Here is a 26308-nt window from a genome sequence, read left to right as displayed (position 1 = left end):
CGGCCTGGCCGTTGAGGCGGGCAACGAGACCGATGGGCACGATCGCGGCCGCTGCCAAAGAACTCCTCACGAGGAACTCTCGTCGGTCCAAGTTACGGTCAGTCAATACGTTACTCCCGTAGCACCGTCTAACGACTTTGGGATTCTGCTGCGCGTCTACAATGGTTCCCACCGGTCGCGAGGTGCAAGCAGAGTGAGCGCGTGACCTACCAGCCCATCCCGCGACAGCAGCAATTCCTTGTTAGGCGGCGCTCGCCCGCGCCCTCTTGATGCCGAGGACCACTGACCCGATCAAGAAGCCGGGGATTACCTGGATGACGGAGCCCCAGAAGAGTTGGGAGAACAGGGCCTGCCCCCAGCTGTCGAACATGTCGTAGTGAGTACCGAGTTCCCACGTCGTATCGATCCACCACATCACGAACACGGGGAACCGAGAGGGTGGGGAGAAGATTACGAGGCTCAAGAGCAGGAGCAGATATGGACGTTCCTCTTCGCCGAGTCTCGTGCCCAAGAAGACCGCGAACCCCAAGGCCAGCCAGAGCAAGCCGAGCGGAAAGACGAACACCGTGGGCACGCCGGCCAGTTCGAGGAACACGCGTACCGGCGTGATGAAGAGAGAAATGAGCACGGGCCAGGCGGCGAGCCTGAGTGCGCGTTTGAACATTGAGTACCTTGGGGAGGAATCGCGAACAGCTGAGTGACACCCGCACTGCCAAACGACCTTCGGTCACTCATGCGCCCGTGACCGTGCGACTCACTCCACGGCACGACTACGCAGCAAAGGTCCACTTCCTTCGGAGCGCCTCCTAACTATTAATTATGCAGCCCGCCTCTCTATCAACGTCTGTGAGTAGGCTGCCAATCCAGCAACCTACTGGCCTTGGCCACGTGCCCGACAGTCCTCCCCGCGCCTCGAGTTCGGTACCAACGAGAGAGGCTGATTGGGCTGCACGCTCTGCTGCCTTCTCAGTTCGGATATCGTCTAGAGGTGGGACTGGCTAATCCCGCCTTGGATGATCGAGGGGACTCCTAAGGTGCAGACCTGTGTCCGTAACCGATCGGACGTAACGCATGGTCGTGCGAATGTCGTTGTGACCGAGCAACCTTTGAATCGTAGCTAGGTCGCAACCGGCTCGGGACATCTCGGTCGCAAATGTTCGCCTCAGCGCATGAGGAGTAACCGCCTTGGTGATGCCGGCTGCGAGGCCAGCTCGCTTGATTTGGCGCTGAACGGCGGTCGGATGCAGATGATGGCGCCCCCTACTCCCACTCTTCTTGTCGGCGATCAATCTCGAAGCCGGAAACAGGAACTGCCAGCCAAAGCGGAAGCCTGCTCCGGGATCCTTCCTGTGGAGCGCACCGGGCAAGGACGCCCATCCACTGCCCCGCTTTCGGTCACCGCGATGCAACTGCCGAACGAGCTCGATCTGACGAGTGAGCGCCGGACGGATTCGGTCCGGCAGTACGGTCATCCGATCCTTCTGACCCTTTCCGCCTCGGACCGCGACCTGTGCGAGATCGAAGTCGATGTCCTTGACCCTCAAGGCCAACGCTTCGCTCACCCGCACCCCCGTCCCATAGATCATCATCCCGATGAGCCGATACTTCCCAGACAACTGAGTGAACAGGCGCTCGACCTCTCCAGGGGACAACACCGTGGGCAAGGTCTCGGGTTGTCGAGCCCGAGGAATGGAGTCGATATCCTCGAGACCCAGCACCTCCCGAAAAAAAACGTCAGGGCCGAAGCGGCCTGATTTCGGCTCTTGGCCGCAAGGTCGCGTTCCGTCAGATGATCCAGGAACCGCTCAACGTGAGCCATGCCAATCGTCTCGATCGGGATGGCGCCCACAAATTTCAGGAATCGCTCGACCCAACGACAGTAAGCCTGTTCGGTCTTGGCGGCGTAAGCACGCGTGTGGAGTACGCGACGAAGGCGATCAAGGGCTTGAGCGGAAGCTCCGTCAGGATGGAATCTCATCCACCAAGCCTCATCCCTTGCTCGGAACGAGAGAATGTTCAGATGGGCCAGATGCTTGTGGGGCCCCAGCCAAGCCGACTTCAATACCATCTCCAATACTTCACCCCCTTCGCTCCCGAGATTCAGGAGCATCAACTCCTGGCAATCCCGCTAAAGAAGCCGCATAAAGCAGGACGTTCTCGCAATCAAGCGTGTATGCTGTCGGTAATGGGGTTGCAGGGGTCGCCGGTTCGAATCCGGCCATCCCGCCTTAAGCCCTACAACCACTCGGTTGTAGGGCTTAAGGCGTTTCTGGGGTCGACGTCGGGACGGCCGAACGAGCCTCCGTCAGAACTGCAGAAGTCGCGTGATCTTTATGGTGATTCCCTGATCGAGCACGCTCCTTTCACCGGGTGCCATACCTGTCCGGCGGCGATCGGAGATCACAATGAAGACGTCGCTCAGCGGGGCGTGGATCAGATTGAAGCGAACGTTGCTGATCAGTTCTCGGGCGACCCGGTTGTATTGGACGAACGCAGATACGAAGGCCCGGGTGTTGAACCCGTAGCGGAGTCGGCCCTGTAGCAGGTCCGCGTCGATGGGCTTCCCTGCGAGGGTCAGTCTATTCCGCTGGACGCTCCCTTGTAGCACGATGTGTTCGTTCGGCCGAAGGGAGACCGAGCCGGTGATGGAAGTCCGATCACCGTCGAAGAAATCTCCCGCGCTCACTGAGAGCGCTCCGGACACGATTCGTCCGCTGTTGGATGTATACCCGAGCGTGGTAGCCCCGAACTCGTAGAGACCAGCAGGCAGGGTCACGCCGAGAAAAGACTCTGGGGCAAGGAATCGTTCGGTGCGCTGTGAATACGCTGCTGTAAGTCTCCCCCCATCCAATGCGACCACCGTGAGCCCGGGCGTGATCTCTCGGCTCTCCAGCCCTCCGCCGGGTGCGTAATACTCGGTTGCGTCGACGTACGGGTTCAACTCCGTCAGCCAAGTGGTCGGCTGCTGCACGTGAATGCCCCCCGAGGCGAACCACTGGTTCATGCCCGTCCGGCTCACGAAGCCGGCTCCGGGAGAGAAGTCTTCCCCCACGTGCTTCGCCATGAGCGAAAAATCCAACAACGGGTCTCGCCAACCGACTTGTAACATGCCCGTCGTTCGGTCACCGTCTGCCATGGGATCGTCCGACAGAGCGAAGTATGTGTTCACCTGCAGACGCGTCAGGCGGAGGTTTGCGTCGATCCCACCGGTCCGCGAAAAACTCTCTGCGGCCTGGCTCGCGGTGGCTTGACGATTCACGAACATCACGCCGACATCGGAACTCGAGAGAAAGCTGCGTCGCACCCGCGCCACGGCGAAGTTCTCCGCAGGTTGACCCTCGTCCTCCAGCGTCTGCATGTTCATGAGGCCGAGGTCGTACCGCCCAACGCGGCCTGAGAGGCGCGCGCCGCCACCGATGGGGAGGGGTTGGCGATCGTCGGAAAGTCCGATCCTTCTCGAGTGGAACAGCTTGAAGTTTTGCGGTCCCGAACCAGAGCGGAATGCGCGGGAAGCATCATCGGCAAAAGTGAAGATGCCGTCGTTCTCTAGGAAGAAATCACGCTTCTCGGGGAAGAACACTGAGAAGCGCGTCAGGTTGACCTGCTCGGCATCGGTTTCGACCTGAGAAAAGTCTGTGAGCGCCGTGAGGTCGAGCGTGAGCTGAGGTGTCACCGCCCATTTGGCGTCGAGTCCTGCATCGAAGTCGCGTTTGGGGCCGTTGTCTCGGAGTTGGCCTTGGTTCCCCGACCCGATCGCGAACGGCTTGATCTGGAGGTTTCGACCCGGACTCATGGCGGGGAGACCCTCGAGCGTGCCGGCCATGGACACCCGGAAGACTCGTGATTGCCGTGTAATGGGGGCCCAGGTAGCGTACTCGTTTCGGCGTTTAATCTGTCTACTGAAGTTGAGCCCCCATACCTGAGGCTTCTCCCCAGCTGGAAAACGAAGAGTCGTGAACGGGATGCGCATCTCCATGGTCCACCCTTCGTCGTCCATCGTCGTTTCGACCTGGAAGATCCCCTCCCAAGCCGCGTTGATGGTGGCTCCGTCTCCGAACGACTGAGCGTCCCACGTGGCCCCGGCCGGGTTCGCGGCGAAGGTGAAGGCACTCTGTCGGTCCCTGCCTGCGTCGATCGCCACGCCAAACAGATCGGAGTCCCCTACGGCGAAGTCTTGCTCCAAGCCAGCGGATACGGCGCGGTGGGGCTCAGCGTCGTAGAGACGTGCCCCGACGTAGAGTGCTTCGTCGTCGTAGACGATTCGAATGACCGTCCGGTCCGGGGCAGGCACCCCTGCAACAGGTTGGGTCGTCCACAGCACGCCATCGGTGGTGTCAGCGCGAAGCCAGGCTTGTTCGTCCAAAACACCGTCCAGGGTGATCGACTCGACTGCTCGAGAAGCTCGGAGGATGGGGCGCTCTTGGGTTTCCGGCGCAACGGGCGTCACAGGAGTCGACATGGGGGCCTGTTGCGCCAGAAGGGGTGCCGAGGTCGTGAGCGACAGCGAGATGAGCGCGAGGGCTCGCCACGTCTGGGGTCGGGGTGTCATGGAGGAGGCTCGAATAGGGTGGCAGGCAGCCAAGGTGGTCGCGCCCCCAGCCTGCCGCTAGACGTCATCCAGTCCGAGTGGAGCCCTTACCTGAAAACACATCCTGCTCGGCTCCGACTGAAGGCTGATCGCCCCCAGTGCAGGTCGACCACGATGAGGAAGCGCCACTGAAAAGGCACATGGCCGCGATCATCGACGCGACAGCGCTAGTTTACCAACATAGGTCGTGTGCTGGGGACCGCCTTTCTTCAGGCGCGCTCGCACACGGTTCACCTCGACGGTGAAGCCTCCGTGACGCAGGCGCTGCTCACACTTCCGATCCTCCCAGATGGCCGAGAAGCGCTTCCGCAGGTTGGACGCTCCTCACCTGCTCAATGACGTGTTTGAAGGAAGGAAGTTCAGGGACGGAGAGCCCGTCTCAACTCAACGGCGGGGGGCCTCATCCTGATCCCTTTGCACACCTATTGACCCGAACATCGGCCCGGAGGGGCATCGCCACTGTGCGACCCTCGGGAGGTGTCAGCCGAGCAGGTATGCGGCGCATGGAACAGGAGCGGCGCCTCGATTCGACACAAGGTCGCGTTTGGATCCAACATCAAGCCCCGCTCACGGCTATGGCCTTGAGCGGGGCTTGATGTTGACAATGGGGCCTGAGCGAATTTGCCTCCAGGTCCCCCTTCATTCTTAATCAGTGCGCGACTGGTGGAAGCCTCTACGCGTCCTTCAACTGTTGCACCAGAACGGTGAAAATGTTCGCAAGGGCGACACCCGCGATAACGGCAGTGAATTGGGTCAGGAAGCCGCTGGCGTAGCTACCAACCACTGGAACCACGTCCAGGTTACTGGCGATGCTCGGCAGTAAAGCTGCCAACACGTAATAGGCCATACGGGTCGACACGTCCTTAGTCGGCCGCATGAATCCGGATGCGAGGCCAAGCAGCACGAGAACCATTGGGAAATGTGCGAACGTCTCCGCCGGGGCCACAGCAGCGATAAACGCAACGAGGACAGAGCCGTAAAAAACTGCTTTTTCGAGCATCTGCATCTGAGACTACTCCTGTCACAGGGAGGTGCGTGACCACACGCACAATACACGCTTCAATCGCCGTCTGTAATAACCTCAAAGCCAGGGCTTAGCAAGAAGATCTGCCCTGCTTGGTCTTGTGTGATTGGGCGGGGGCCGGGCCTGACGCGCCACAATCCCATATAGATAAAACGAACTCGTCCCCGCATAGTGCTCCGACTGAATTTCTAGGACGTACAGTGACGTGACCCGGCCGTTGGTGCATGGTGCTGGCTTTAGCTTCGGGGAGGCAGGCCAGTGGCAGTGGGCATCATGAGGTGAGCCCAGGGTGTGTCCTGGAACATGACGTACGGCTCACCAGTGGTGTGATCCGTACTCATGCCTTTCAACGTCGTAGCATCGACCGGAAAGGTCATGATGTGAGGACCTGTAACCACGCCATCCGCGGGATTCTCAGGCGGCCCGGCAAAAGGATCCGTGTTACTGTTGTCGTAAGAGCCCATGAGCATGTAGGACAAGCCCATCGTCTCAATCTCGGGCTCCATACCCATCATCCAGTTACCTACCCAGACCATCGCAGGACCGTCAAAGCACATCGGATCGAGGCCAGGGGTACCGAATCTATCCGGGAAACAAGTCCAACCGTTATCGCCCTCTCTGAGCATCGCCGGAGTCTCGCCCTCAGCAGCAGGCCAGTCCAACACCATCGCACCCTCACCAACCACCGCGGGGGCAGCGCTCAACGCACTAGTAACCTTATCATCTGCCGATGACTCAGCAGTAATTTCTGGCGAAGCCAGATCTCCCACGACGACCGTTCCGTCCCCCGCTTGCTCCATGGGGCCGCACGCAGCCAACAAAATGGAAACGAGTAATACCGAGAGGGATTTGAATAATTTCATGAAATAGCTCCTGTGTGTGTAACTCTCTGTGCACCATGGGCCGCTAGGAGCGACAACTAGGACTGAAGTCGACACCTCGCAAGGTACATATCTGTACCTCATCGTATTATAAAGTGAGTGGCGCGTCGCGCTACTACTTCATCGACGTAACGACAGCCCTCGACCGAAGCTACACGCTCCTTCATGGAAAAGGATGGGGCGGAGCTACCCCGGACAGCGATTAGTCTTCGCTTTCTTCCTTCTCGCGGAAACCGATCCGGTAATACGGGTTCACCACACTGGTGGCGACGTTCTTCAAGTGAGCACTCACGCGCTTCAAGAACCTCAAATAGATCGCAACGGTGACGGCATGCCCTGACCGCCCGGACAGGGCCTGGCCGGAGGATAGAGCCGCAACGTGCTTGTCGACCTTCTGAGCGACTCCACCGTGGGCCTCGATCACAGAACGTGCAAGATCGACGTCAGAGCTGTCCAGCATCGGAACGATATCGTCGAACATCTCTGTGACTCGGGCCTCTACCCAGGCCACTTCATCGGCCAGTTCGAGGCCGTCGAATGGCCCAGAAACAGACACTGCGAGCTCTACGATGTTCTTCGTGTAGTCCCCGATTCGCTCGATGTCGATCACGATCGACGTGAGGATCAGCCCGAGGTTGATATCCGGCTTGGATGACACCGACATGTGCGTGACGATCTTTCGGCGGACGCTGCGCTCGTACTTGTTGATCCTCCGATCACGCTTGTAGATGTCCGTCTCCATCACGCCCTCGGAATGGAGGTGCGCGACGGCGTCGTCGAACATGCTGTGCGACTCTCGGAGCGCCAAGATCGCTTCGTCGTAGGCCTCCTGAAGCGGGCCCTCCGACTTGAACAGTGTGACGATTTCTTTCCACATGGCTTACTACCTTCGGGCTGACCAGAGTATGTACATCAAAGGTATGACGTGTGCGGCGATATACACGGCGAACACGCCGGCCGTGTTGCCTTTCGACTGCGCTGCGATGCGCCCCCACTTCGTCGCCATCCAAAGAGGCAACGCCTTGAGCGGATAATAGATGACGATCGCGAAGATGTTGAAGCTCAGATGTGCCAAGGCCACGGTCACAGCCGCCGGGCTCCCGGTGGCGAATGATGCGAGAATGGCAGTAATCGTGGTGCCGATGTTTGCACCGAGCGTATACGGGAAGACCTGACGGAGCGACAGCACTCCAGTCCCGGCGAGCGGCACGATCAGCGACGTCGTCGCCGAACTGCTCTGCACCGACGCGGTCGCGACCACACCAAGCGTGAAGCTTGCGGCGTCGTTCCGGAAGAGCACTCGATCGAAGAGCCCTTCCAACCGGGAGAGTACAGCTCCCTGCATGATCTTCATCATGCCGCGCAACGCGATGAAGAGCAGGAGCAGAGCGATGATCATGAGCGGGAGCGTGCTGGGGACCAGCCCAGTAACGAAGTCGGCCAGCGGCCGAATCACGACCTTCAGCGGACTTGCCAATTTCATTCCGCCCGCGCCTGCGAACGTGCTCTGGAGAAATACGGCAGACTTCTGCACGGGATGAAAGAAGACCTCGATGGGCAGGATCGTGAAAGCAGCCAGGAGGTTGAAAAAGTCATGCACCGTCGATGCGGCGAAGGCTCGTTCGAACTCCGCTGGCCGTGTTACATGCCCAATGGCCACGATGGTGTTGGTGGTCGTCGTCCCGATGTTGGCACCCATGATGATGGGCACAGCCAACTCGATGGTCAGCGCACCCGAGGCGACCAACCCAACCACGATCGTCGTGGTCGTCGAGGAACTCTGGATCATGCTCGTGGCCAGGAATCCAATGAGGAGTCCAGCCAGTGGATCCGACGCCGTGTTGAGGAGCTGCTCCGCCAGACCCCTGCCGCTCATCTTGAACGCGGCACTCATCAACTCGATACTCGCGAAGAAGAGGTATAAGCAAAGCAAAAAAGCCACAGCCTGCAGTACTGCTATATAGGGCTTGGTCTCAAGCTGAATGCCAAGCCGGGAGGGGTCTGTCACCAGGCCAATTCTCCACAGATGGTCGCCGACTGATTCATAAAATGTACGATTTCCAAAGTGCGCCGAAAGTGCCGCGATCCAATCCCCGGGAGTCAGTCGTATCGCCCCTCGATATCAGAGAGGCCCGCCCGCCAGAGCTCGCTCAGCGCCCTGAGTTCGCCGTCCCGAACGCTTCTCCGTCCCACCGCAATTCCGCACCGACACTCGTGCCGTTCTCAACGAGGATCCGAATGGTCATCTCGTCGGCGACATCGAAGAGTGCGCCGCCACGAGTAAATCCGATCTTGAACTCTGCAGGCCCGGCCGGCACCAGCGCGATCGGCGCCCCACCCCATCTGCCTACGATACGTCCGCTCTCCTCAAGCACGCTGATCGTGACCTGAAGCGGGCCTCCGGTCGTGGGGTCGTTCGTGTCGAACGCATAGGCCCCCACGTAACTCGCTCGCTCATCCGCAGGGAGCGCGTCCCACATGTACTCGGCAGTCTCGACGTCGACTTCTACAAAAGTCGGGCCCCAATGCATGCGCAGGGTCGCCGTGCGCGACGTGATCGCATGCACGTACCAGTTGAGCGCCTCCATGTGGGCACCCTGTTGGGGCTCGACATCAAAAGCGAGCACGACCTGGTCCGCCGGGTACGGCGAGTCGTGGTAGAGCTGGACCTCACGGTTCAACATGAAACGCCACGGCTCCCCATCCTTGAGTTCCATCCACACGGAGTAGCGACCGGGCTCGACGGTGTGGCCGTTCAACCGAATGGGCCGATCCACCTCTAGCGTGGTCGCCCAGTTCGCGCCGGGGGTCCACACCTCTCCCCAATGCACGACGCCACCGAACAGATTGTCACGTCCCCTCGCGACCGGGCGGCTAAAGTCGACCGTGAGGCGGGTTCCGTTGACGACCTGTGTCATCGTTCCCCGCTCGGAGCCACGCGGCTGGGCAGACAAGGCGGGGGCCGTGATGAGGACTGCACCCAGGACGGCAACGAAGTGGCGGATCTTCAAGGATTCCTCCGGGAGTTCATAGTTCGTGGCTCACATACACGTCCACGCACTCAGGGTCCGCCAAGATGCCTGCATGGGGCCCCGCTCAACAAGACGCCGCTCTCACTGGTCTTCGGGGTGCACAGCTAGCTTTTTCGCGAATCTACTCGCTTCCCGGATTTCATTGTCTAGATACGTGACCGCAGTTGCCGCTCTGTTGCTTTTTACTTCGGCCCCGAGCGCGATAACCGCACAAGCCGTGAACGGCGCAGACGTCCCAACAATGCGGGCTTATCGGCTTGAGGGGTCCATTTCGATCGATGGGCGACTCGACGAAGAGATCTGGTCCCGGTTCCCGGCCGCGAAGGACTTCGTCCAGAAGGAACCGGTGGAGGGCGACCCAGCCCTGAACGACTCGGAGGCATGGATCCTATACGACGACGACGCCATCTACATGGGTGCGCTCGTCCGAGACGCCACTCCCGAGACGATCATGCGCAACATGAATCGTCGGGACGCTGTCGCCCTGGGGCAGTACGACTACTTCGAAGTGATGTTCGACCCGAACCTCGACGGCCGGACCGGATATCGATTTCGAGTCACGGCAGCCAACGTCCAGACGGATCGGTACCTCTACGACGACGCGAGAGAAGACGCGGCATGGAACGCCGTCTGGGAATCAGCCGTCCGAATCGTGCCGGAAGGATGGACCATCGAATTCCGAATCCCACTGTCACAGATACGCTACGAGTCGGCGGACGGCCCGCAGACTTGGGGAATCAACTTCGGGCGGCGGCGCATATCGGATAACGAACTGACCCGCTTCGCGTTGGAATCCAGTCTCGTCACGGGACGGGTGAGCCAGTTCGGGCTCATCGAAGGGATCGATCTGGTCGGATCGCCGAGTCGCGCAGAGGCTCGGCCTTATGTGGTCTCGACCGCTCGCAGCGCCGCAGCGACTCCCGGGAACCCGTTCTTCGACGGGAGCGATATGTCCGCCCGCGCAGGCTTCGATCTCCGGTACGGGCTCGGAAGTGCGTTCACGCTGGACGCCGCCATCAACCCCGACTTCGGGCAGGTCGAGGCAGATCCAGCGGTCGTGAACCTCACCGCCTTCGAGACCTTCTTCCAAGAGCAGCGCCCGTTCTTCGTGGAAGACGCGCGTGTCTTCGACTTTCCGCTTTCTGGCAGCAACAAATCGGTCTTCTATACGAGGCGAATCGGCCGCGCGCCGCGTGGGAGAGCACCTTCGGGCGCCGACTTCACGGATGCTCCTGAGGCGAGCACGATCCTAGCCGCAACCAAGATCACGGGGCGGACGGCGAACGGACTCTCGGTGGGTGCGATGGCCGCGCTCACCGAACAGGAAGAAGGCTCGGCATTCTTCAGTGGAACGGGCGAGATCACCGAGTTCACCGTCGAACCACGGGCGGGCTTCGGCATCGTGCGTATTGAGCAGGATCTCAACGGCGGCGGCAGCAACATCGGCGGCATATTCACAGCACTAAAGCGGAGCCTTCCCGGGGACGGGTCGTTCGACGACCTCACGAGCTCGAGCTTCAATGCGGGCGTCGACTTCGGACACCACTGGAGCAACCGCGGCTACTACGTCGGTGGCTTTCTCGCGAACACTCACGTACGGGGGGACGCCGAGGCTATCACCCGCATCCAGCGCGCGTCGAATCACTACCGGCAGCGTCCCGATCTCGCCTGGGCCGAGTTGGACTCCACGGCGACGCAACTCACGGGGGCGGAATGGCGCCTTCAAGCCGAGAAGCGTCGGGGCAGCTTGCGCTGGTCCGTCTGGGCCGCTCAGGTCACGCCGGACTTCGAGGTAAACGACATCGGCTTCAGCACGTCACCGGAACGCGTCGATGGCGGAGCGAGCCTGAGTTATCAGCAGATCGAGCCGACCAGCATCTTCCGAAAATACAACGTGCGACTGACGACATTCCACAACTTCAGTCATGAAGCGTTCAACGACGTGTGGTCCCTCGACTCGTGGGATCAAGCTCATACAGCTGGCACATTCTCCGCCAATGTAAACACGACGCTCAACAACTTCTGGACCGTGAACACGAGCACGTCGTATACACCGGACCGCATGAGCCGGACGTTGACGCGCGGCGGACCGATGATGATCGATCCCGCGGTGAGGAGCTTCACGGTGAGTGTCGGCAACGACAATCGGAGCTTCGTATGGGTGCGGTCGAGCCTGAACCTGCAACGAGGGACACGCGGCTCAGGTTCTAGCACGCGCGCGAGCCTTGGGCTCTCGGTGCAGCCTTCCGCGCGCCTCCGCCTGTCCTTCGACCCGAGGCTCACGTGGGCCGAGGAGGGCGTGCAATATGTCACCACCTCGGGAGCGCTCCCGTTCCCAACTACCTACGGCGATCGCTACCTGTTCGCAGACATCGAACGGCGGTCGCTCTCTGCGGTGACCCGGGCCAACTACACCTTCACACCGGACCTCACCTTCGAGTTCTACAGCCAGGCGCTGCTCTCATCAGGAGACTACACGCGCTACAAGCAACTGGCGGCTCCAGAGACATACTCCTTCGACGCATTCGAAGAGGGCACGTACTCCGAGGCTGGAGGCACTCCGACTTGTTTGGGCGGACGCACCTGCGAGAACTCTGTCCACACACGGTTCATCGACTTCGACGGAAACGGAACCACGGATTCATCATTTCAGGATCGTGACTTCAATGTCCGGTCCCTCCGCACCACGGCCGTGCTGCGTTGGGAATACCGTCCGGGCTCGACGATCTTCTTCGTCTGGCAGCGCCGTCAGGCGGGCAGTTCCAGCACTGGAGACTTCGATTTCGGTCGAGATCTAGGGGCGATGTTCGACGCGAATGCAGACGATCGTTTCATCATGAAGGTGAATCTCTGGCTGTCCAACTAGACGGCCGGGCGACGTTGGCCTGAGGTCTCTCACGGCGACACCTCGCCGGAGGCGATCCGCACCAATACAGTAAGGTCACGGCCCCGAACCCGGGGTCAGGTTCGGACCGCTCTTGGAGACCTGATGATGCACCGCCCTATCTCCCAATACCTAGACGGCCGCCTCGTGGTTCGGCTCATCGCTATCGCAGCGATGGCCTTCACGTCAGCTCCTGTCGCTGGCCAGGCAAAGAAGACACTGACGTTCACCGACCTCATGAAGGTCCGTCAGATCGAACAGCCGTCGATCTCGGCGGACGGAGACTGGGTCGTCTTCACTGCGGAGCCGGATCGTGGCGATCCAGAAGTCGTCGTTCGAGCGACGAACGGAGACACGCGTTATGTCGTCCCGCTAGGGAGCAACCCCGTTGTCGCGACAACGGGCGACTACGTCGCGATGCGACTGAATCCCTCCCTTGAGGCATTGGACCGCGCGGGGGCCCGAGGGAATCGTCCGCGCCGCGGTGTCGTGCTACTGAACACCGCCAACGGATCGGCGGAGACATACGAAGACATTCAGTCGTTTGCTTTCTCCGCGGACGGTGCCTGGCTCGTCATGCACGCCTTCGCCTCTGAGGGAACGGCCGACGCCGAAACCCCCTCCGGAGATCGTGAGGTCGGGACTGAGCTACAGGTGATTGAGCTCGGGCGTGCGGACCTGACCGTTCGAAGCATCGAAAACGTCCGCGACTACGAAGTCGGCGACAACGACCTCATCGCCTACACGGTGGCTTCTGCCGACAACGCTCGTGACGGCATCTACGCCAGGCGGCTGGGTGGAGTTGAACAGGCAATCCACTCCGAGCCATTCGGCCACTACGCCCAGCTCACCTGGGGAGACCAAGGCAGCCTCGCGTTCGTCGCGGTCACTGAAGACGAGGACGGCGAACCAGGAACAGGCTCGGTCATGGCGTGGGATGGATCGACGGCCTCGACGTACGTGTCCGCGGAAGACGCTCCAGACGACTGGACGATCCCCACGAACGCGACTCTGGAATGGAGTGGGGACGAATCCCAGCTCTTCTTCGGATGGCGGCCATGGCGTGCCGACGAACTGGCGGAAATAACGGACACGGGTGAAGAACAGGCCGATTTCGACCCCTACAACCTCGACGCCATCCTAGAAGACCGAGGCGTCGATGTGTGGCACTGGGAGGACTCAGCCCTCATGGCCCAACAGAAGGTTATGTGGGGGCGCGAAAGCAATCGGACATACCGGGCGGTATACCACGCGGACAGCGGTGAGATCGTCAGACTCGCTGACGCCTGGGTGCCAGATCTGGTCATCCCTGACAACGGGAGCGTCGCGCTTGCCCGCAGTGATGTGCCGTACCAGAGGGAGGCCACGTGGGAAGGCGGACAACGCGACCTCTACGCCGTGAACCTCGCCAACGGTGAGCGCACGCGAGTCGTTGAGAAGATCCGCTCGAACGGGCAACTCTCGCCGAGTGGCAATTTCATCGCCTACTACCACGAAGGCGACTATCACTTCTACGATGTCGCCGCAGGGAGCACTCGAAACGCCACAGCCGACCTCGGCGTCCCGATCGCGAATGAAGACCACGACTCCCCGGTCCCGGCTCCAGGTTACGGCATCGGTGGATGGCTCGAAGGCGACGCAGCCGCGCTCATCTACGACAAGTACGACATATGGGTGGTACCCACAGACGGGTCCAGTGCGTGGAATCTCACAGAGGGCGCGGGGAGGGCCGAGCAACGCATCTTCAGAATCATCGACACGGATCGAGATGAAGATGCCATCGGCCCCGGCGACGAGTTGCTCTTGTCGTCGTACCACGACTGGAACAAGAACTTCGGGTTCTACCGCGCACACGCGGACAGACCCGGCGCCACCCGCCTTCTCGAAGAAGAACGCCGCTTCCGGTACCTGAGCAAAGCCGAGAACATCGACCGAGCCCTCTTCACGCGAGAGGACTACAACGAGTTCCCAGATCTTTGGGTCTCCGACACCGACTTCGGCGGCGCGAAGAAGCTCACGGACGTGAACCCCCAGATCGCTGACTTCGGCTGGGGCACATCGGAACTCGTCGAGTGGAGAAGCCTGGACGGCATTCCACTCCAAGGTGTGGTCATCAAGCCGGACAACTATGAAGAGGGCAAACAGTACCCTGTCCTCATCTACTACTACAGGTTCATGACGGATCGCCTGCATGCGTTCAACGATCCATCCATCAACCACAGGCCGAGCTTCCCGGTCTACGCCTCGGACGGATACGTAGTCTTCCTACCTGACGTGCGCTTCGAAGTAGGTCGGCCAGGCTTCGCGTCGACAAAAAGTGTGGTCCCAGGCGTGCAGCATCTCATCGATATCGGGTTAGCGGACCCCGACGCGATCGCACTTCATGGACACTCGTGGAGCGGGTACCAGACGGCGTTCATGGTGACGCAGACGGACATCTTCACGACTGCGATCGCGGGCGCACCCGTGGGCAATATGACCAGTGCGTACTCAGGTATTCGCCTGGGTTCAGGCATGGCTCGCCAGTTCCAATACGAAAAAACGCAGAGCCGACTGAGCGGAAATTTGTGGGATGCACGCGACGAGTACATCGACAATTCGCCCGTCTTCTTCGCCGACAAGATCAACACACCCATGCTGATCCTGCACGGTGACGCAGACGATGCCGTACCGTGGGAGCAGTCGATCGAGCTTTTCCTTGCCATGCGCCGCTTGGACAAGGAATCGGTATTCCTGCAATACCGGGGTGAGCCGCACCACCCCCGGACGTACTCCAACAAACTCGACTGGGCGATGAAAATGAAGGAGTGGATCGACCACTACCTGAAGGGCACACCTGCAGCGGCGTGGATTACTGAGGGTCTGCCGTACTCAGGCAGGTAACACTGACGAGCGGGCACCTCCCATAAACTCAGAGCGCCGGCCCGAAACATCGGGCCGGCGCTCCTTTTTCGATGTACTCGGTAAAGTCCGCATCGAGATCGAGGACACTGACACGTGTCTACCTAGACATCTACCACCACTCTTTCTGTAGGTCGGCCAGCGCCTCGCTCCCCGGGCACAGGTCCCCGTATGGGATGTCTACCAACGGCTTCTCCACCGTGCCTTCGAATTCATGCATGTCGTGTCCGCCTTCAGCCAGGTACAGCAGTCCTGTGGGCACCTGGCCCTTCGCCACGACACCGCCCAAGTACTCGATGACCGCCCGTCGGTCGGTCGGATCGTAGTCCTCAGAAACCTTACTTAGATGCACGGTACTTCCGTCGTGCAGCTTCACAGCGCGCGTAGTCCCCTTGTCGTATTTCGTCTTGATCTCACGCCGCAGCGGAACGAAGTCGGTCTCGATGACCTCCTGGCTGTGAACGCGTGTGTACGCATAACTCTTGGTGGACCCGACATGGTCGTTGAACGTCACGCACGGCGAGATGACATCCACGAAGGCGAAGCCCTTGTGGGCGAACGCAGCCTTCAGAATGGGAATAAGCTGCTGCTTGTCGCCAGAGAACGAACGGGCCACGAAGGTCGCGCCCAGAGTGAGCGCCACATTCACGGGGTCGATGGGGCCTTGCTGGTTGACCTCACCCTGCTTCGACTTCGAACCGATGTCAGCAGACGCGGAGAATTGCCCCTTGGTCAGGCCGTACACGCCATTGTTCTCGAGCACATAGACCATGTCGACGTTCCGTCGCACCACGTGGCAGAACTGCCCCAGTCCGATCGACAAAGAATCTCCATCTCCCGAAATACCGACGTAGGTCAGGCCTTTGTTTGCGGCATTCGCGCCCGCAGCGATTGAGGGCATCCGGCCGTGGACCGAGTTGAAGCCATGGGCCTCGCTCAAGAAATACGTGGGCGTCTTAGACGAGCACCCGATGCCCGACAGCTTGGCCACCATGTGCGGTTCGAGCTCAAGCTCGAAGAACGTCTGAACAAGCGCAGCGGTCACGGAGTCGTGTCCGCAACCTGCGCACAACGTCGACATTGACCCTTCGTAGTCGCGTATGCTGAGGCCGAGACTGTTGGTCTTCAGTCCAGGGTGTCGGGCACTCGGTTTGGTGATGTAGCTCATGACCCCACCTCCGCTGTGATGCCTTCCATGTGCGGCATGATGCCCTCCAAGACGTGTCCCTTACTCAGTGGCTGTCCACCGTAGTAGAGAATCGAGACGAGCTTCTCTTTGGCACAACCAGTCTCGAGCGTCAGAAGCGTCTTGAGTTGGGCGTCCCGGTTCTGCTCGATCACGAAGACCGTCTCGTGGGCGTCCAAGAAGTCCTCGACGGTCTGGTTGAAGGGGAAGCCTTTCACGCGCAGGTAATCGACGTCGATCCCGTGGGCCAGCATGTCATCCCGAGCCTCGAGAACCGACCAGTGGCAGCCCCCTAAGGAGATGATCCCCACCGACGCTCCGCCTTCTACAGTGAAGACATCCGGCGCCGGCACAGCGTCGCCCGCCGACTCGACCTTCTTCCGGATCCGATCAACAACCTCTTGGTATGCTTCGTCGTCCTCGGTGTACTTGCCGTACTTGTCGTGCCCTGACCCGCGCGTGAAATAGGCACCCTTAGGGTGGACACCAGGAAGAGTCCGGGCGGCGATGTGATCACCGTCCACGTCCAAATAACGATAGAACTGCTCTATCTCTTCCAGTTCATCCGCGGAGAGTACTTTGCCGCGATCCGGCACGTAGGAATCATCCCATTCAAGCTTTGGGATCATCCAATCGTTCATGCCGATATCCAGGTCGCTCAGCACGAAGGTCGGCGTCTGGAATCGATCCGCAAGATCGAAAGCGGCCACAGCAAACTCGAAGCACTCCTTCGGATTCCCCGGGAAGAGCACGATGTGCTTCGTGTCCCCGTGGGAGGCGTATGCACACAAGAGGATGTCCCCCTGTTGCGTGCGTGTCGGCATACCCGTCGAAGGGCCTGTGCGCTGCACGTCGAAGAAGACGCTCGGCACTTCAGCGTAGTAGGCGAGACCGATGAACTCACTCATGAGTGAGATGCCCGGCCCGCTCGTGGGAGTAAACGCACGAGCGCCCATCCACCCGGCCCCGATGACCATCCCGGCGGCCGCGAGTTCATCCTCTGCCTGTATGATGCAAAAATTGTTCTTCCCTGTCTCCGGGTCCTTCCGCATGCGATTGCAATATTCTGTGAAGCCATCCATGAGCGACGTAGACGGCGTAATCGGGTACCAGGCTCCGACGGTGGCTCCCGCGTAGACACACCCCAAAGCCGCGGCGGCATTCCCAGTCACCATCACACAGTCTTTGGTCTCATCCATGGACTCGAGCTGTATGGGGAGAGGACAATCGAAGTGCTCCTCTGCGTACTCGTAGCCCATCTTGATAGCCGTGAAGTTCGCGTCCATCAGGTGCTGCTTCTTGGAGAACTTCTCCTCTAGCATGCCCTTCACGATGTCCAGGTCGATCCTGAGGAGCGCAGCAAGGGCACCCACATAGGTGATGTTCTTCATCAAGATGCGCGTACGGGACCCCTCGAACTTTTCGACGCACATGCCCGCGAGCGGTACACCCAAGAAGGTGACGTCGCCTCGCAGCATATCAGCCGGTAATTCCTTTGTGCTGTCGTACAGAATCCACCCGCCAGACTGTACCTCCGCGATGTCCCGCTCGTAACTCTGCGGGTTCATGGCAACCATGAGTTGGAAATCGGGGCTCCGAGCTGTATACCCATCCTTGTTGACCCGGATCTCATACCACGTGGGGAGACCCTGGATGTTCGACGGGAAAACATTCTTCCCGGACACAGGGATGCCCATGCGAAACAGCGCCTGCAAAAGCAGGCCGTTCGCACTCGCGGACCCGGTTCCGTTGACCGTCGCAATCTTTAACGCGAAGTCGTTTACACCGGAGCTGCTGTCGTAGACCACGTACCGTGTCCTGCGTGAGGATTGATGAGATCGAATTCGAGCATGTCCCACGCGGCGGTTGGGCAACGCTCAGCGCACAACCCGCAGTGCACGCACAGGTCTTCGTCCTTCGCCATTATGCGCCCCGTCTGAGGCAGATCGTCTGAGACGTACAACGCCTGGTCGAGGTTCTCCGCCGGAGCCATGAGCCGAAGGCGTATCTCCGCCTCCTCGCCGTTTTCCGTCATGGTCAGACAACTGACCGGGCAGATATCGATGCACGCGTCACACTCGATGCACAGCTTCGCGGTGAAGTCGGTCTGGATATCACAATTCAGACAGCGTTGGACTTCTCGGGCCGTCTTCGGAATATCGAAACCGAGCTCGGCCTCGACGTGCATATCCATGAGGCGCTTCTCGAGATCCTCGTAACGCATTTCGGTGCGTTCGGCGGGGTTGTAGTCGTTTGAGTAGCGCCACTCGTGGAGTCCCATCTTCGTCGACACGAGGTTCATGCCATAGGGCGGTCGATCAGTGACGGACTCGCCCTGGCAGTGCTGATGCATAGAGATGGCAGCTTGATGCCCGTGCTCGACCGCCCAGATGATGTTCTCGGGGCCCCACGCGGCATCGCCACCCACGAACACACCCTCGCGGGTCGTCATGAAGGTGGCTCGGTCTACGACCGGCATGTCCCACTCGCCGAACTCGATGCCGATGTCACGTTCGATCCAAGGGAAGGCGTTGTCCTGCCCAATGGCGAGAATGACATCGTCAGCTTCGATGAACTTTTCGCCCGTCTTGGTGCTGACCAGCCGACCCTTCTCGTTCTCTTCCCACTCGACGAGATCGAACATCATGCCTTTCAGCTTACCGTCCTCGACGACGAAGCTGGCGGGAGAGTGATTCACGAGGATCTCGACCTTCTCCTCTTCCGCATCCTCCAGCTCCCAAGGAGAAGCCTTGAAATAGGGACGGGATTTACGGGCCATAACCTTCACGTCTTTACCTCCGACACGAAGCGAACTGCGGCAGCAGTCCATGGCCGTGTTACCCACGCCAATCACCAACACCTGCTCGCCGATCGAGTCGATATGCTCGAAGTGGAGCGACTCGAGCCATTCGATCCCGATATGAATGTTGGCGTCTGCTTCTTCCCGGCCCGGGATGTTCAGTTCTTTGCCTTTCGGGGCACCGGTGCCAACGAAGACCGCATCGAACTCATCCGTGTCCAAGAGGTCCTTGAGACTCTCGATGCGATGCTCATAGTGGATCTCTGCACCCATATCGAGGATGTAGTCGATCTCTTCTTCTAGCACCTTCACCGGCAGTCGGAACGACGGGATGTTCGTACGCATGAGCCCGCCAGCCTTAGGCAGGCCCTCGTAGATCACCACCTCGTATCCAAGCGGGAGAAGGTCGTTCGCCACCGTCAGCGACGCCGGCCCCGCGCCGACCAAGGCAACCCGCTTGCCATTCTTTTGGGCGGGAGCCGTCGGAATGAGGTGTTTCACCTCGTCGCGCAGATCCGCTGCGACCCGCTTCAGGCGACAGATCGCAACCGGCTCGTCTTCGACGCGTACTCGTCTACAGGCCGGCTCACAGGGTCGGTCACACGTACGCCCCAAAATGCCAGGGAAGACGTTCGACTTGCGGTTGAGCATGTACGACTCGGTGTACTTGCCGTCCGCAATGAGCCTGATGTACTCCGGCACATTAGTGTGCGCGGGACACGCCCACTGACAATCCACGACCCGGTGGTAGTATTGCGGATCCTGGGTATTGGTGGGTTGCATGCAGACTCCCTTTCTGGATGTTCGCGCCGACCGGGCGGCGCTTTGTCACCGGACCAGAGGCGGGGCCGATCCGAGCGACTTCACGGCGCGCTCTCGGCACAATGCTCATGGACCCACCTGCTGGCAAGCAGGTGCGGGGAGCCTAGGCTTGTTCCATCACCGCCCTAGTTGGCTTCGCACACGGTGTCCTCAAGGAATCTCACGTACGACAGCGACTCGTTCGCAGCATACACGTTGTAGAAATAGTAACGCGTGTTTTCACTAATGGCGGGCCTCCCTCCAGGATTCTCCGCCGCGAGACCGCCAATAAACATCCCGAGAACATCACCATACATGTAGTCGAGACAGAACCTGCGAGAACCATTCCCTCCCAATCGAAGATTTGGAAATAACCACTGAACACAAGAGACCCGAACCCCATCGTAATCCCCGCCGAGACCAGCACGATTACAAGTTCTATCCGCGTAAAGCCCTCCCGCCTGGTGGACAGGCTTGCGCACTGCGGCTTGGGGAAGGGTTCAGACAATCGGGATTCCTTGAACATTGAACATTGGGGCTATTAATCATCCTAAACTGTCCTGGCCGGGAAACGATCCCTTTTGATGGCTCACCCCGTTAGATGATTCGCCCGACGGAAAGCGGCCAGAGGGTCCGGTTAGCGTTACTTTGGGCTGGATCCATCCACTTGGAGTACCCCCGTGAAGAAACCTTTGTCCGTGCTGGTCATCGGAGTCCTGTTTGGGTTGGCCCTTCCGCTCGCTAGCCAAGAGCCGACCGAGCCAGCGAGAGCGTTTCAGTCGGGTGCCGTCGTCTCCGCTGGGGCGAAGGCGACCAGAATGCGCGGATCCATCACCACTATGATCGGCGGCGACGCAGCGGTGTATGTGACAAGGGCGACCTCTGTAGGGATCTCTGGATGGGCACTTATCGACCGGATCACGATCACCAGTGAGACCTTTGGGTCGGACCTCGCCCTGGACGTGGCCTATGGCGGACTGATGGTTGAGCACAAACCGAGCCCCCGAGAAGACAATTTTTGGGCGCTGCGCGTCTTGTTAGGCGCTGGGAACGCCACGGTGAGCCTGCCCCTGGTATCGACAGAGATCGCCGCCGACAATTTCGGGGTCGTTGAACCAGAAATCATAGCTGGCCTCAGCCTACTCACGTTCTTGAAAGCCAGCGCTCACGTGAGCTATCGGTTCGTGTACGGCGTGGAAGACCTCCCGCAGGTCACGGGAGGGCAGCTACGCGGCGTGGCCGCGTCTGTATCGTTCTCGGTAGGTCCTTTCTAGGCGCCGGAGCGTCAGGAAAGGCGACTGGCCAGAACCGACAGTTCCCGAGCGGCGACCGAAACCGCGGCCAGTCCAGGCGACTCCTCCGACTTCAGTTCGTCAGCGATATTCCTGAAGCGCTGGACGTCCCTGGAGCGGCGCTGGATCAGCTCCTGCGTCGAATCGGGCGTGTCGTTGCCCGAACTGACGATTGCTATCACCAGGGCGCGGTGAGCTCGTGACAGGTCTTCCGACAGCACCTGGGCCGCTCGCTGCTCCCACTGATCGTCTCCCGCCACCGCGAACGTGCTGCGTCGAAGCCACGGGATATCGAAAGCCTCAGATACTTCGTAATACACGCGGCCCGTCGTGAGCGTCTCCGACTGCATTTCTCGGCAGATATCCAGAATCTCCAAGAGTTGATCCAAGAATCGGAGTGTCATGAGCCGCTGCGAGAAGGCCTCGTCGGCGCCGACCTCGCGAATCTCCCCAACACGCGCTTCGAACAGGGTGCGGTCCTCGCCAGCGACAACGTCCCTGAAAGAATCTCGCAGGGTCGCGAGGCCCTCGATATTCTGATCGACGACCTCGGCCGGCGACACATCAGAATCCACGTTGGCGAGCATCCATCGGGTCGTCCGTTCGAGCACACGGGCCAGACCGAGGAGCCAACGGTACGTCACTCGGGAATTGGTGGCGGTCTGCTGCTTGGCCATCTCCGCAAGAAGAGCCCTGTGGTCCGCGAGACGCGAAGCCACCAACCATGCTCTGGCTACCTGCACCGACGTGCGACCCGTATCTCGCATCAATCGATTCACGAAGGTCGCACCCATCAGGTCGACCAAGTCGTTCGTGAACTGGCTGGCAATGATCTCCCGGCGTAGACGATGCGACTCGAGCTTGTCGTGTCCCGCCGCAATCGTCGCTGCCGGCGGGAAGTACCCGAGGAGATAACTCTCGGTGACCGGATCATCTGCCAATCCGCTCCGCAGCAGATCGCTCATCAGTGACATCTTCGTGTACGCGAGCAACACACAGAGTTCAGGACGGACCAACGCCTGGCCGCGTTCCCGCCGCTCCTGGAGCACGTCGACGGTGGGGAGGAACTCCGATTGTCGGTCCAGTGAGCCGCTTTTTTCAAGCGAGAACATGAGGTCCCGGAAGTCGTCTCCGGCTTCCGCAGCACGGAGTGCATCGAGAGAGATCCCCAGACTCTGAGTCCGGTTGTTCGTGAGCACTAGATCTGCAACGGCCTCAGTCAGTTCCTCAAGCAGGACGTTCCTTGCGTCCGCAGACATCTTCCCATCCGCGACCGCAGGCGCCAACAAGATCTTGAGGTTGACCTCGTGATCCGACATGTCGACGCCGCCCGAGTTGTCGAGAGCATCTGTATTGATGCGCCCGCCTCGAAGTGCGAACGCAATACGCGCTGCCTGTGTCAGGCCGAGGTTGCCGCCCTCACCCACGACCTCGCACCGCAGGTCCACCGAGTCGATACGAACCGTGTCGTTCGAAGGATCGCCTGCGTCCACGTGCGTTTCCGAGACGGACTTAACGTATGTCCCGATACCGCCGTTCCACAGCAATTCGACCGGTGCCTGGAGCACAGCTCGGATCAGCGACTCACCGTCCATCGCTTCCGTGCTTTCCGCGGAAAGTCCAAGCGCCTCAAGCGCTTGTGGCGTGAGTTCAACCTCCTTGGAGCCACGGGGCACAATCATGCCGCCCTCACTCAGGAGGGATTCATCATAGTCCTCCCAGCTCGAGCGACCCATTTCATAGACGCGCTTTCTTTCGGCAAAGGTCGACGCAGGATCCGGGTCCGGGTCGATAAAGATGTGCCGATGGTCGAACGCAGCGACGAGACGGATTTGCTCCGAGAGGAGCATTCCATTCCCGAAGACATCTCCACTCATGTCGCCAACCCCCACCACCGTGAACGGTTCAGACTGAATGTCTTTGCCACCTTCGCGGAAGTGGCGCCTCACGCATTCCCAGCCGCCACGCGCGGTGATGCCGACCACCTTATGGTCATATCCGTTCGATCCACCGGAAGCATAGGCGTCATCGAGCCAGAAATCGTACTCGGCTGAGATGGCGTTCGCGACGTCCGAGAAGGACGCAGTCCCTTTGTCCGCAGCAACGACGAGGTACGGATCGGACGGGTCGTACGCGACGATGCCCTCGGGGGTCACTGGCTTTCCGTCGACCAAATTGTCCGTCAGGTCGAGCAGTCCGCGCTGGAGCGTACGGTACTGATCTCGGCCCTCAGCAACGCGCTCTTCCGGGTCCACCGGGACCACACGCGTCACGAAGCCACCCTTTGAGCCGCCTGGCACAATGACGGCGTTCTTCACCATCTGGGTCTTCACCAACCCGAGGACCTCAGTGCGGAAGTCGTCCGGCCGGTCGCTCCAACGGATCCCACCACGGGCGACCTTCGCGCCCCGGAGGTGCACTCCCTCCATGCGAGCAGAGTGGACCCACACCTCGAAGACGAGGCGTGTCTTACTAAGGAACTCTAAATCCCGACAAGAGAACTTGTAGGAGATGTAGGGCACACCACCGGACCGGAACGTCGGGGCCTCTCCACCGTGGCGGAAGTAGTTCGTTCTCAAAGTCGCTGTGATGAGCTCTTCGAGGCGCCGGAGGGCTCGATCGTCAGCAAGCGCTGCTACGCTCCTAAGCGATCCGTGGAAGGCCGTCCGAATGTCGTCGACAGCGGAAAGACGGTCCGCCTTCGAGGCTTCCAACTCGGGATCGAACTTCGTCGCATAGAGTTCGAATAATTCGCGCGCGATTCCGGGGTACTGCACCAAGGCAGACTGAAGCGAGTTACGACTGGGAACCGCTCCAATCTGGAAGGCATATTCGGCATATCCACGCAACACATCGACTTCTCTCCACCGCAGACCCGCACTGACGACAAGAGAATTGAGTGGGTCACTCAGTGCCTCACCCGACCGCACCGCCAACACCGTCTCGGACAGGATCTCTCCGCAATGGTCCACGTCGAGAAGTCGCTTCTCGCCGTCCTGTACCGCGAACACGTAGACGGTCGCACGCCCCACGTCACCGTCCAGGTCGAAGGGCTTCACCGCCAATACCCTTAAGCCGGCGTCCTCCAAGATGGGCATGAAGTCCGACAGGACAAGTCGCTCTTCCCGCAGATAAACCTTGAGCTCAGTCGCGTCTTCAGCGCCCGCAACCGGGACATCGCCTCCTTGGTTGGCGAAAGCGATCGAGATCCTCTTCCCCTTAGCAGCCATGTCCTCGAGCTCGAGGATATCCCTCACGGCGATCTCGGAATCAGTGGCTGCCTGGTACTCGGCTGAGAATGCGCTGCCATATAGGGCCGAGAATCGGCGGGCATCGTCGGCGGACTCGAGCACGGCCTCCAGGCCGTCTTCGATGCGATCTATCCACGTACGAATGATGCGGGCCACGCGCGCCTCAAGCGCGGTCGGATCGAGCCCTTCCAATTGGTCCGCGGTGGCCCCGATGTAGAAGTGCAGCCGAGCCTGATCACCCTCCCCGAGGGCGAGATGGTAATTGAGGATTTCTTCATCGAAGAGATCTACCAGGGACGCTTCGATAGACTTCCGTACGTCGCCGGAAAAACGGTCCTTGGGCAAGATGACCATGACCGCGACCCCACGCCGAAGCGGATCACCGCGAAGTGTCACACGTACACCCGACGTGTGATACGCCGTCAGGACCGTCCGAATATCATCCCCGATCTCTTCGGCCGAAGTCAGGAACAACTCCTCCTTCGGCAGGGAATTGAAGATCGTGAAGATCTCTTTGTAGTCGTGGGAGCCTTCGGCCGCGCCCGCATGCTCGATGATCTGGCCGAGCTTCTCCCGCAGGATCGGGATGTTCTCCGCATCCTCCGAATACGCCCGCGACGTGAACAAACCAACGAAGCGGTGCTCACCAACGACCGCCCCGTCCGCACCTAGCTTCTTCAGCCCGATGTAGTCCATGCGCACACGGCGGTGCACGGTGGACTCGGCGTTGGTCTTACTGATGATCAGCACAGGGCCGCGCTCAGCGAGATCCTGCATCTCCGGCAGTAGTTCGGTCATCGGAACCGGCTTGGCGAAACGCGACCGACCCTCGTCGCGCAAGATACCGAGGCCGGAGCCCGGCTCGACTGCCACGCTACGCCCACCGCCGACGTCGACCATGTCGTAGCCCCGGTAGCCGAGAAACACGAAGCCGCCGTCCCGAAGCCAGCGCATGAAGTCTTGGATTTCCGCGAGCTCTGCACCGCGACCCGGCAGGGCTTTCCGGTTCTCGGCGAGTTCGGCGACAACCGCGTTTACCGAATCGATCATCGGCGCGAAATCATCCGTCGCGCGAACGACGTCCTGCAGCCCCGAAGCCACACCCTCGCGAATCGCCTCCAGCCTCTCGGGATCGGTTACGCGGGTGACCTCACAGTGGACCAAGGACTCCGGGCTTCCTTCAAGCCCAGGCTTCTTCGCGGACACGAATCGCTTGTCAGCATCTCGTTCGACATCGAACTGCGGATAGACGATGGAGGAGATCGAGAGCCCTTCGGCGTGCAAATATTCCCGAATCGTGTCGACGATGAACGGGCGTTCGCTGACGTTCGTCCGGAGCACCGTAACCGGGGCTTCCCAACCCTCGACGGCCTGGCTCGGGTTGGTGACCGAAACATCGACGCGGTCCCCGATCGAAGCCTCCATGAAGCTGAGAGCGCCGAGAGCCATTCGTGCTAGGCTGTCAGGATCGCGCTCGCTCAGGAGCTCGGGTGGGGCCTTCGACAGGAGGGTCTCCGCAAATCCAACGGCCGGACCTGAGTCGTCCAAGATCTGTGAAAGACGGTCGCAGACTTCAGAAATTTTGGGAGATTCGGTGCGGCCTGGGCGGGCCGATTCCGTAGTGTCGCTCATCAGGACTGGGCAGTGCAGCGGGGCACGTGGCGGAGC

General features: G+C 60.2%; 16 protein-coding genes. 3 read left to right on the top strand and 13 right to left on the bottom strand.

Annotated elements, in window-relative coordinates:
* Window positions 1-241 precede the first annotated feature (241 nt).
* The 8 genes from P8L30_16075 to P8L30_16040 all read right to left on the bottom strand — a co-directional run bounded on the left by P8L30_16075 (window position 242) and on the right by P8L30_16040 (window position 9504).
* Window positions 242-664, bottom strand: a complete 423-nt coding sequence (locus tag P8L30_16075) for a hypothetical protein (protein ID MDG2241726.1) — start codon at window positions 662-664, stop codon at window positions 242-244.
* A 334-nt stretch (window positions 665-998) separates the two neighbouring features.
* Window positions 999-1718, bottom strand: a complete 720-nt coding sequence (locus P8L30_16070) for a tyrosine-type recombinase/integrase (GenBank protein MDG2241725.1) — start codon at window positions 1716-1718, stop codon at window positions 999-1001.
* A 587-nt stretch (window positions 1719-2305) separates the two neighbouring features.
* Window positions 2306-4549, bottom strand: a complete 2244-nt coding sequence (locus P8L30_16065; protein MDG2241724.1) for a DUF5916 domain-containing protein — start codon at window positions 4547-4549, stop codon at window positions 2306-2308.
* Window positions 4550-5261: 712 nt separating this feature from the next.
* Window positions 5262-5588 carry a hypothetical protein gene (locus P8L30_16060; GenBank protein ID MDG2241723.1) on the bottom strand — a complete coding sequence of 109 codons (327 nt, stop codon included), beginning with the start codon at window positions 5586-5588 and terminating at the stop codon, window positions 5262-5264.
* Window positions 5589-5848: 260 nt separating this feature from the next.
* Entirely contained in the window at window positions 5849-6475 is a 627-nt protein-coding gene (locus tag P8L30_16055) for a hypothetical protein (protein ID MDG2241722.1), read from the bottom strand.
* Window positions 6476-6695: 220 nt separating this feature from the next.
* Complete coding sequence (locus tag P8L30_16050) at window positions 6696-7370, bottom strand: PhoU domain-containing protein (GenBank protein MDG2241721.1); 675 nt, start codon at window positions 7368-7370, stop codon at window positions 6696-6698.
* Window positions 7371-7376: 6 nt separating this feature from the next.
* Window positions 7377-8501 (bottom strand): Na/Pi symporter, encoded by a 1125-nt coding sequence (locus P8L30_16045; protein MDG2241720.1) that lies wholly within the window; start codon window positions 8499-8501, stop codon window positions 7377-7379.
* Window positions 8502-8643: 142 nt separating this feature from the next.
* Window positions 8644-9504: a DUF2911 domain-containing protein gene (locus P8L30_16040; GenBank protein MDG2241719.1), complete on the bottom strand. Its 861-nt coding sequence runs from the start codon at window positions 9502-9504 to the stop codon at window positions 8644-8646.
* 175 nt (window positions 9505-9679) lie between these two features.
* Here P8L30_16040 and P8L30_16035 point away from each other — a divergent pair, with 175 nt between their 5' ends.
* Together P8L30_16035 and P8L30_16030 are read left to right on the top strand one after the other, a co-directional pair.
* Entirely contained in the window at window positions 9680-12391 is a 2712-nt protein-coding gene (locus P8L30_16035) for a DUF5916 domain-containing protein (protein ID MDG2241718.1), read from the top strand.
* Between the two features lie 123 nt (window positions 12392-12514).
* The gene (locus tag P8L30_16030; GenBank protein ID MDG2241717.1) at window positions 12515-15292 is read left to right on the top strand and encodes a prolyl oligopeptidase family serine peptidase; all 2778 of its coding nucleotides are present in this window, start codon (window positions 12515-12517) and stop codon (window positions 15290-15292) included.
* 130 nt (window positions 15293-15422) lie between these two features.
* Here the strand turns inward: P8L30_16030 and P8L30_16025 are convergent, their stop codons facing one another.
* From P8L30_16025 to P8L30_16010, 4 genes are all read right to left on the bottom strand, one after another.
* Complete coding sequence (locus P8L30_16025; protein MDG2241716.1) at window positions 15423-16478, bottom strand: 2-oxoacid:ferredoxin oxidoreductase subunit beta; 1056 nt, start codon at window positions 16476-16478, stop codon at window positions 15423-15425.
* The gene (locus P8L30_16020; GenBank protein MDG2241715.1) at window positions 16475-18304 is read right to left on the bottom strand and encodes a 2-oxoacid:acceptor oxidoreductase subunit alpha; all 1830 of its coding nucleotides are present in this window, start codon (window positions 18302-18304) and stop codon (window positions 16475-16477) included. Before P8L30_16020 ends, P8L30_16025 begins: the two co-directional genes overlap by 4 nt.
* Entirely contained in the window at window positions 18277-20079 is a 1803-nt protein-coding gene (locus tag P8L30_16015) for an FAD-dependent oxidoreductase (GenBank protein MDG2241714.1), read from the bottom strand. Before P8L30_16015 ends, P8L30_16020 begins: the two co-directional genes overlap by 28 nt.
* A 164-nt stretch (window positions 20080-20243) precedes the next feature.
* The gene (locus P8L30_16010; protein MDG2241713.1) at window positions 20244-20414 is read right to left on the bottom strand and encodes a hypothetical protein; all 171 of its coding nucleotides are present in this window, start codon (window positions 20412-20414) and stop codon (window positions 20244-20246) included.
* A 363-nt stretch (window positions 20415-20777) separates the two neighbouring features.
* On the opposite strand from P8L30_16010, the gene P8L30_16005 reads away from it, so the two are divergent.
* On the top strand, window positions 20778-21371 hold the full coding sequence (locus tag P8L30_16005) for a hypothetical protein (protein ID MDG2241712.1): 594 nt from the start codon (window positions 20778-20780) through the stop codon (window positions 21369-21371).
* An 11-nt stretch (window positions 21372-21382) separates the two neighbouring features.
* Here P8L30_16005 and P8L30_16000 read toward each other — a convergent pair whose 3' ends face one another.
* The gene (locus tag P8L30_16000) at window positions 21383-26272 is read right to left on the bottom strand and encodes an NAD-glutamate dehydrogenase (protein ID MDG2241711.1); all 4890 of its coding nucleotides are present in this window, start codon (window positions 26270-26272) and stop codon (window positions 21383-21385) included.
* Window positions 26273-26308 lie beyond the last annotated feature (36 nt).

This window comes from Longimicrobiales bacterium (assembly GCA_029245345.1).
Lineage (GTDB): Bacteria > Gemmatimonadota > Gemmatimonadetes > Longimicrobiales > Gaopeijiaceae > CALFPJ01.
Note: the sequence above shows the minus strand (reverse complement) of the source record. Positions and strands in the feature narration are given on the sequence as shown.

Bases quoted from the DNA above. Each gene is read 5' to 3' on its own strand.
- P8L30_16075 (MDG2241726.1), bottom strand. From the start codon at position 664: ATGTTCAAACGCGCACTCAGGCTCGCCGCCTGGCCCGTGCTCATTTCT.
- P8L30_16065 (MDG2241724.1), bottom strand. From the start codon at position 4,549: ATGACACCCCGACCCCAGACGTGGCGAGCCCTCGCGCTCATCTCGCTG.
- P8L30_16060 (MDG2241723.1), bottom strand. From the start codon at position 5,588: ATGCTCGAAAAAGCAGTTTTTTACGGCTCTGTCCTCGTTGCGTTTATC.
- P8L30_16055 (MDG2241722.1), bottom strand. From the start codon at position 6,475: ATGAAATTATTCAAATCCCTCTCGGTATTACTCGTTTCCATTTTGTTG.
- P8L30_16050 (MDG2241721.1), bottom strand. From the start codon at position 7,370: ATGTGGAAAGAAATCGTCACACTGTTCAAGTCGGAGGGCCCGCTTCAG.
- P8L30_16030 (MDG2241717.1), top strand. From the start codon at position 12,515: ATGATGCACCGCCCTATCTCCCAATACCTAGACGGCCGCCTCGTGGTT.
- P8L30_16025 (MDG2241716.1), bottom strand. From the start codon at position 16,478: ATGAGCTACATCACCAAACCGAGTGCCCGACACCCTGGACTGAAGACC.
- P8L30_16015 (MDG2241714.1), bottom strand. From the start codon at position 20,079: ATGCAACCCACCAATACCCAGGATCCGCAATACTACCACCGGGTCGTG.
- P8L30_16010 (MDG2241713.1), bottom strand. From the start codon at position 20,414: ATGTATGGTGATGTTCTCGGGATGTTTATTGGCGGTCTCGCGGCGGAG.
- P8L30_16000 (MDG2241711.1), bottom strand. From the start codon at position 26,272: ATGAGCGACACTACGGAATCGGCCCGCCCAGGCCGCACCGAATCTCCC.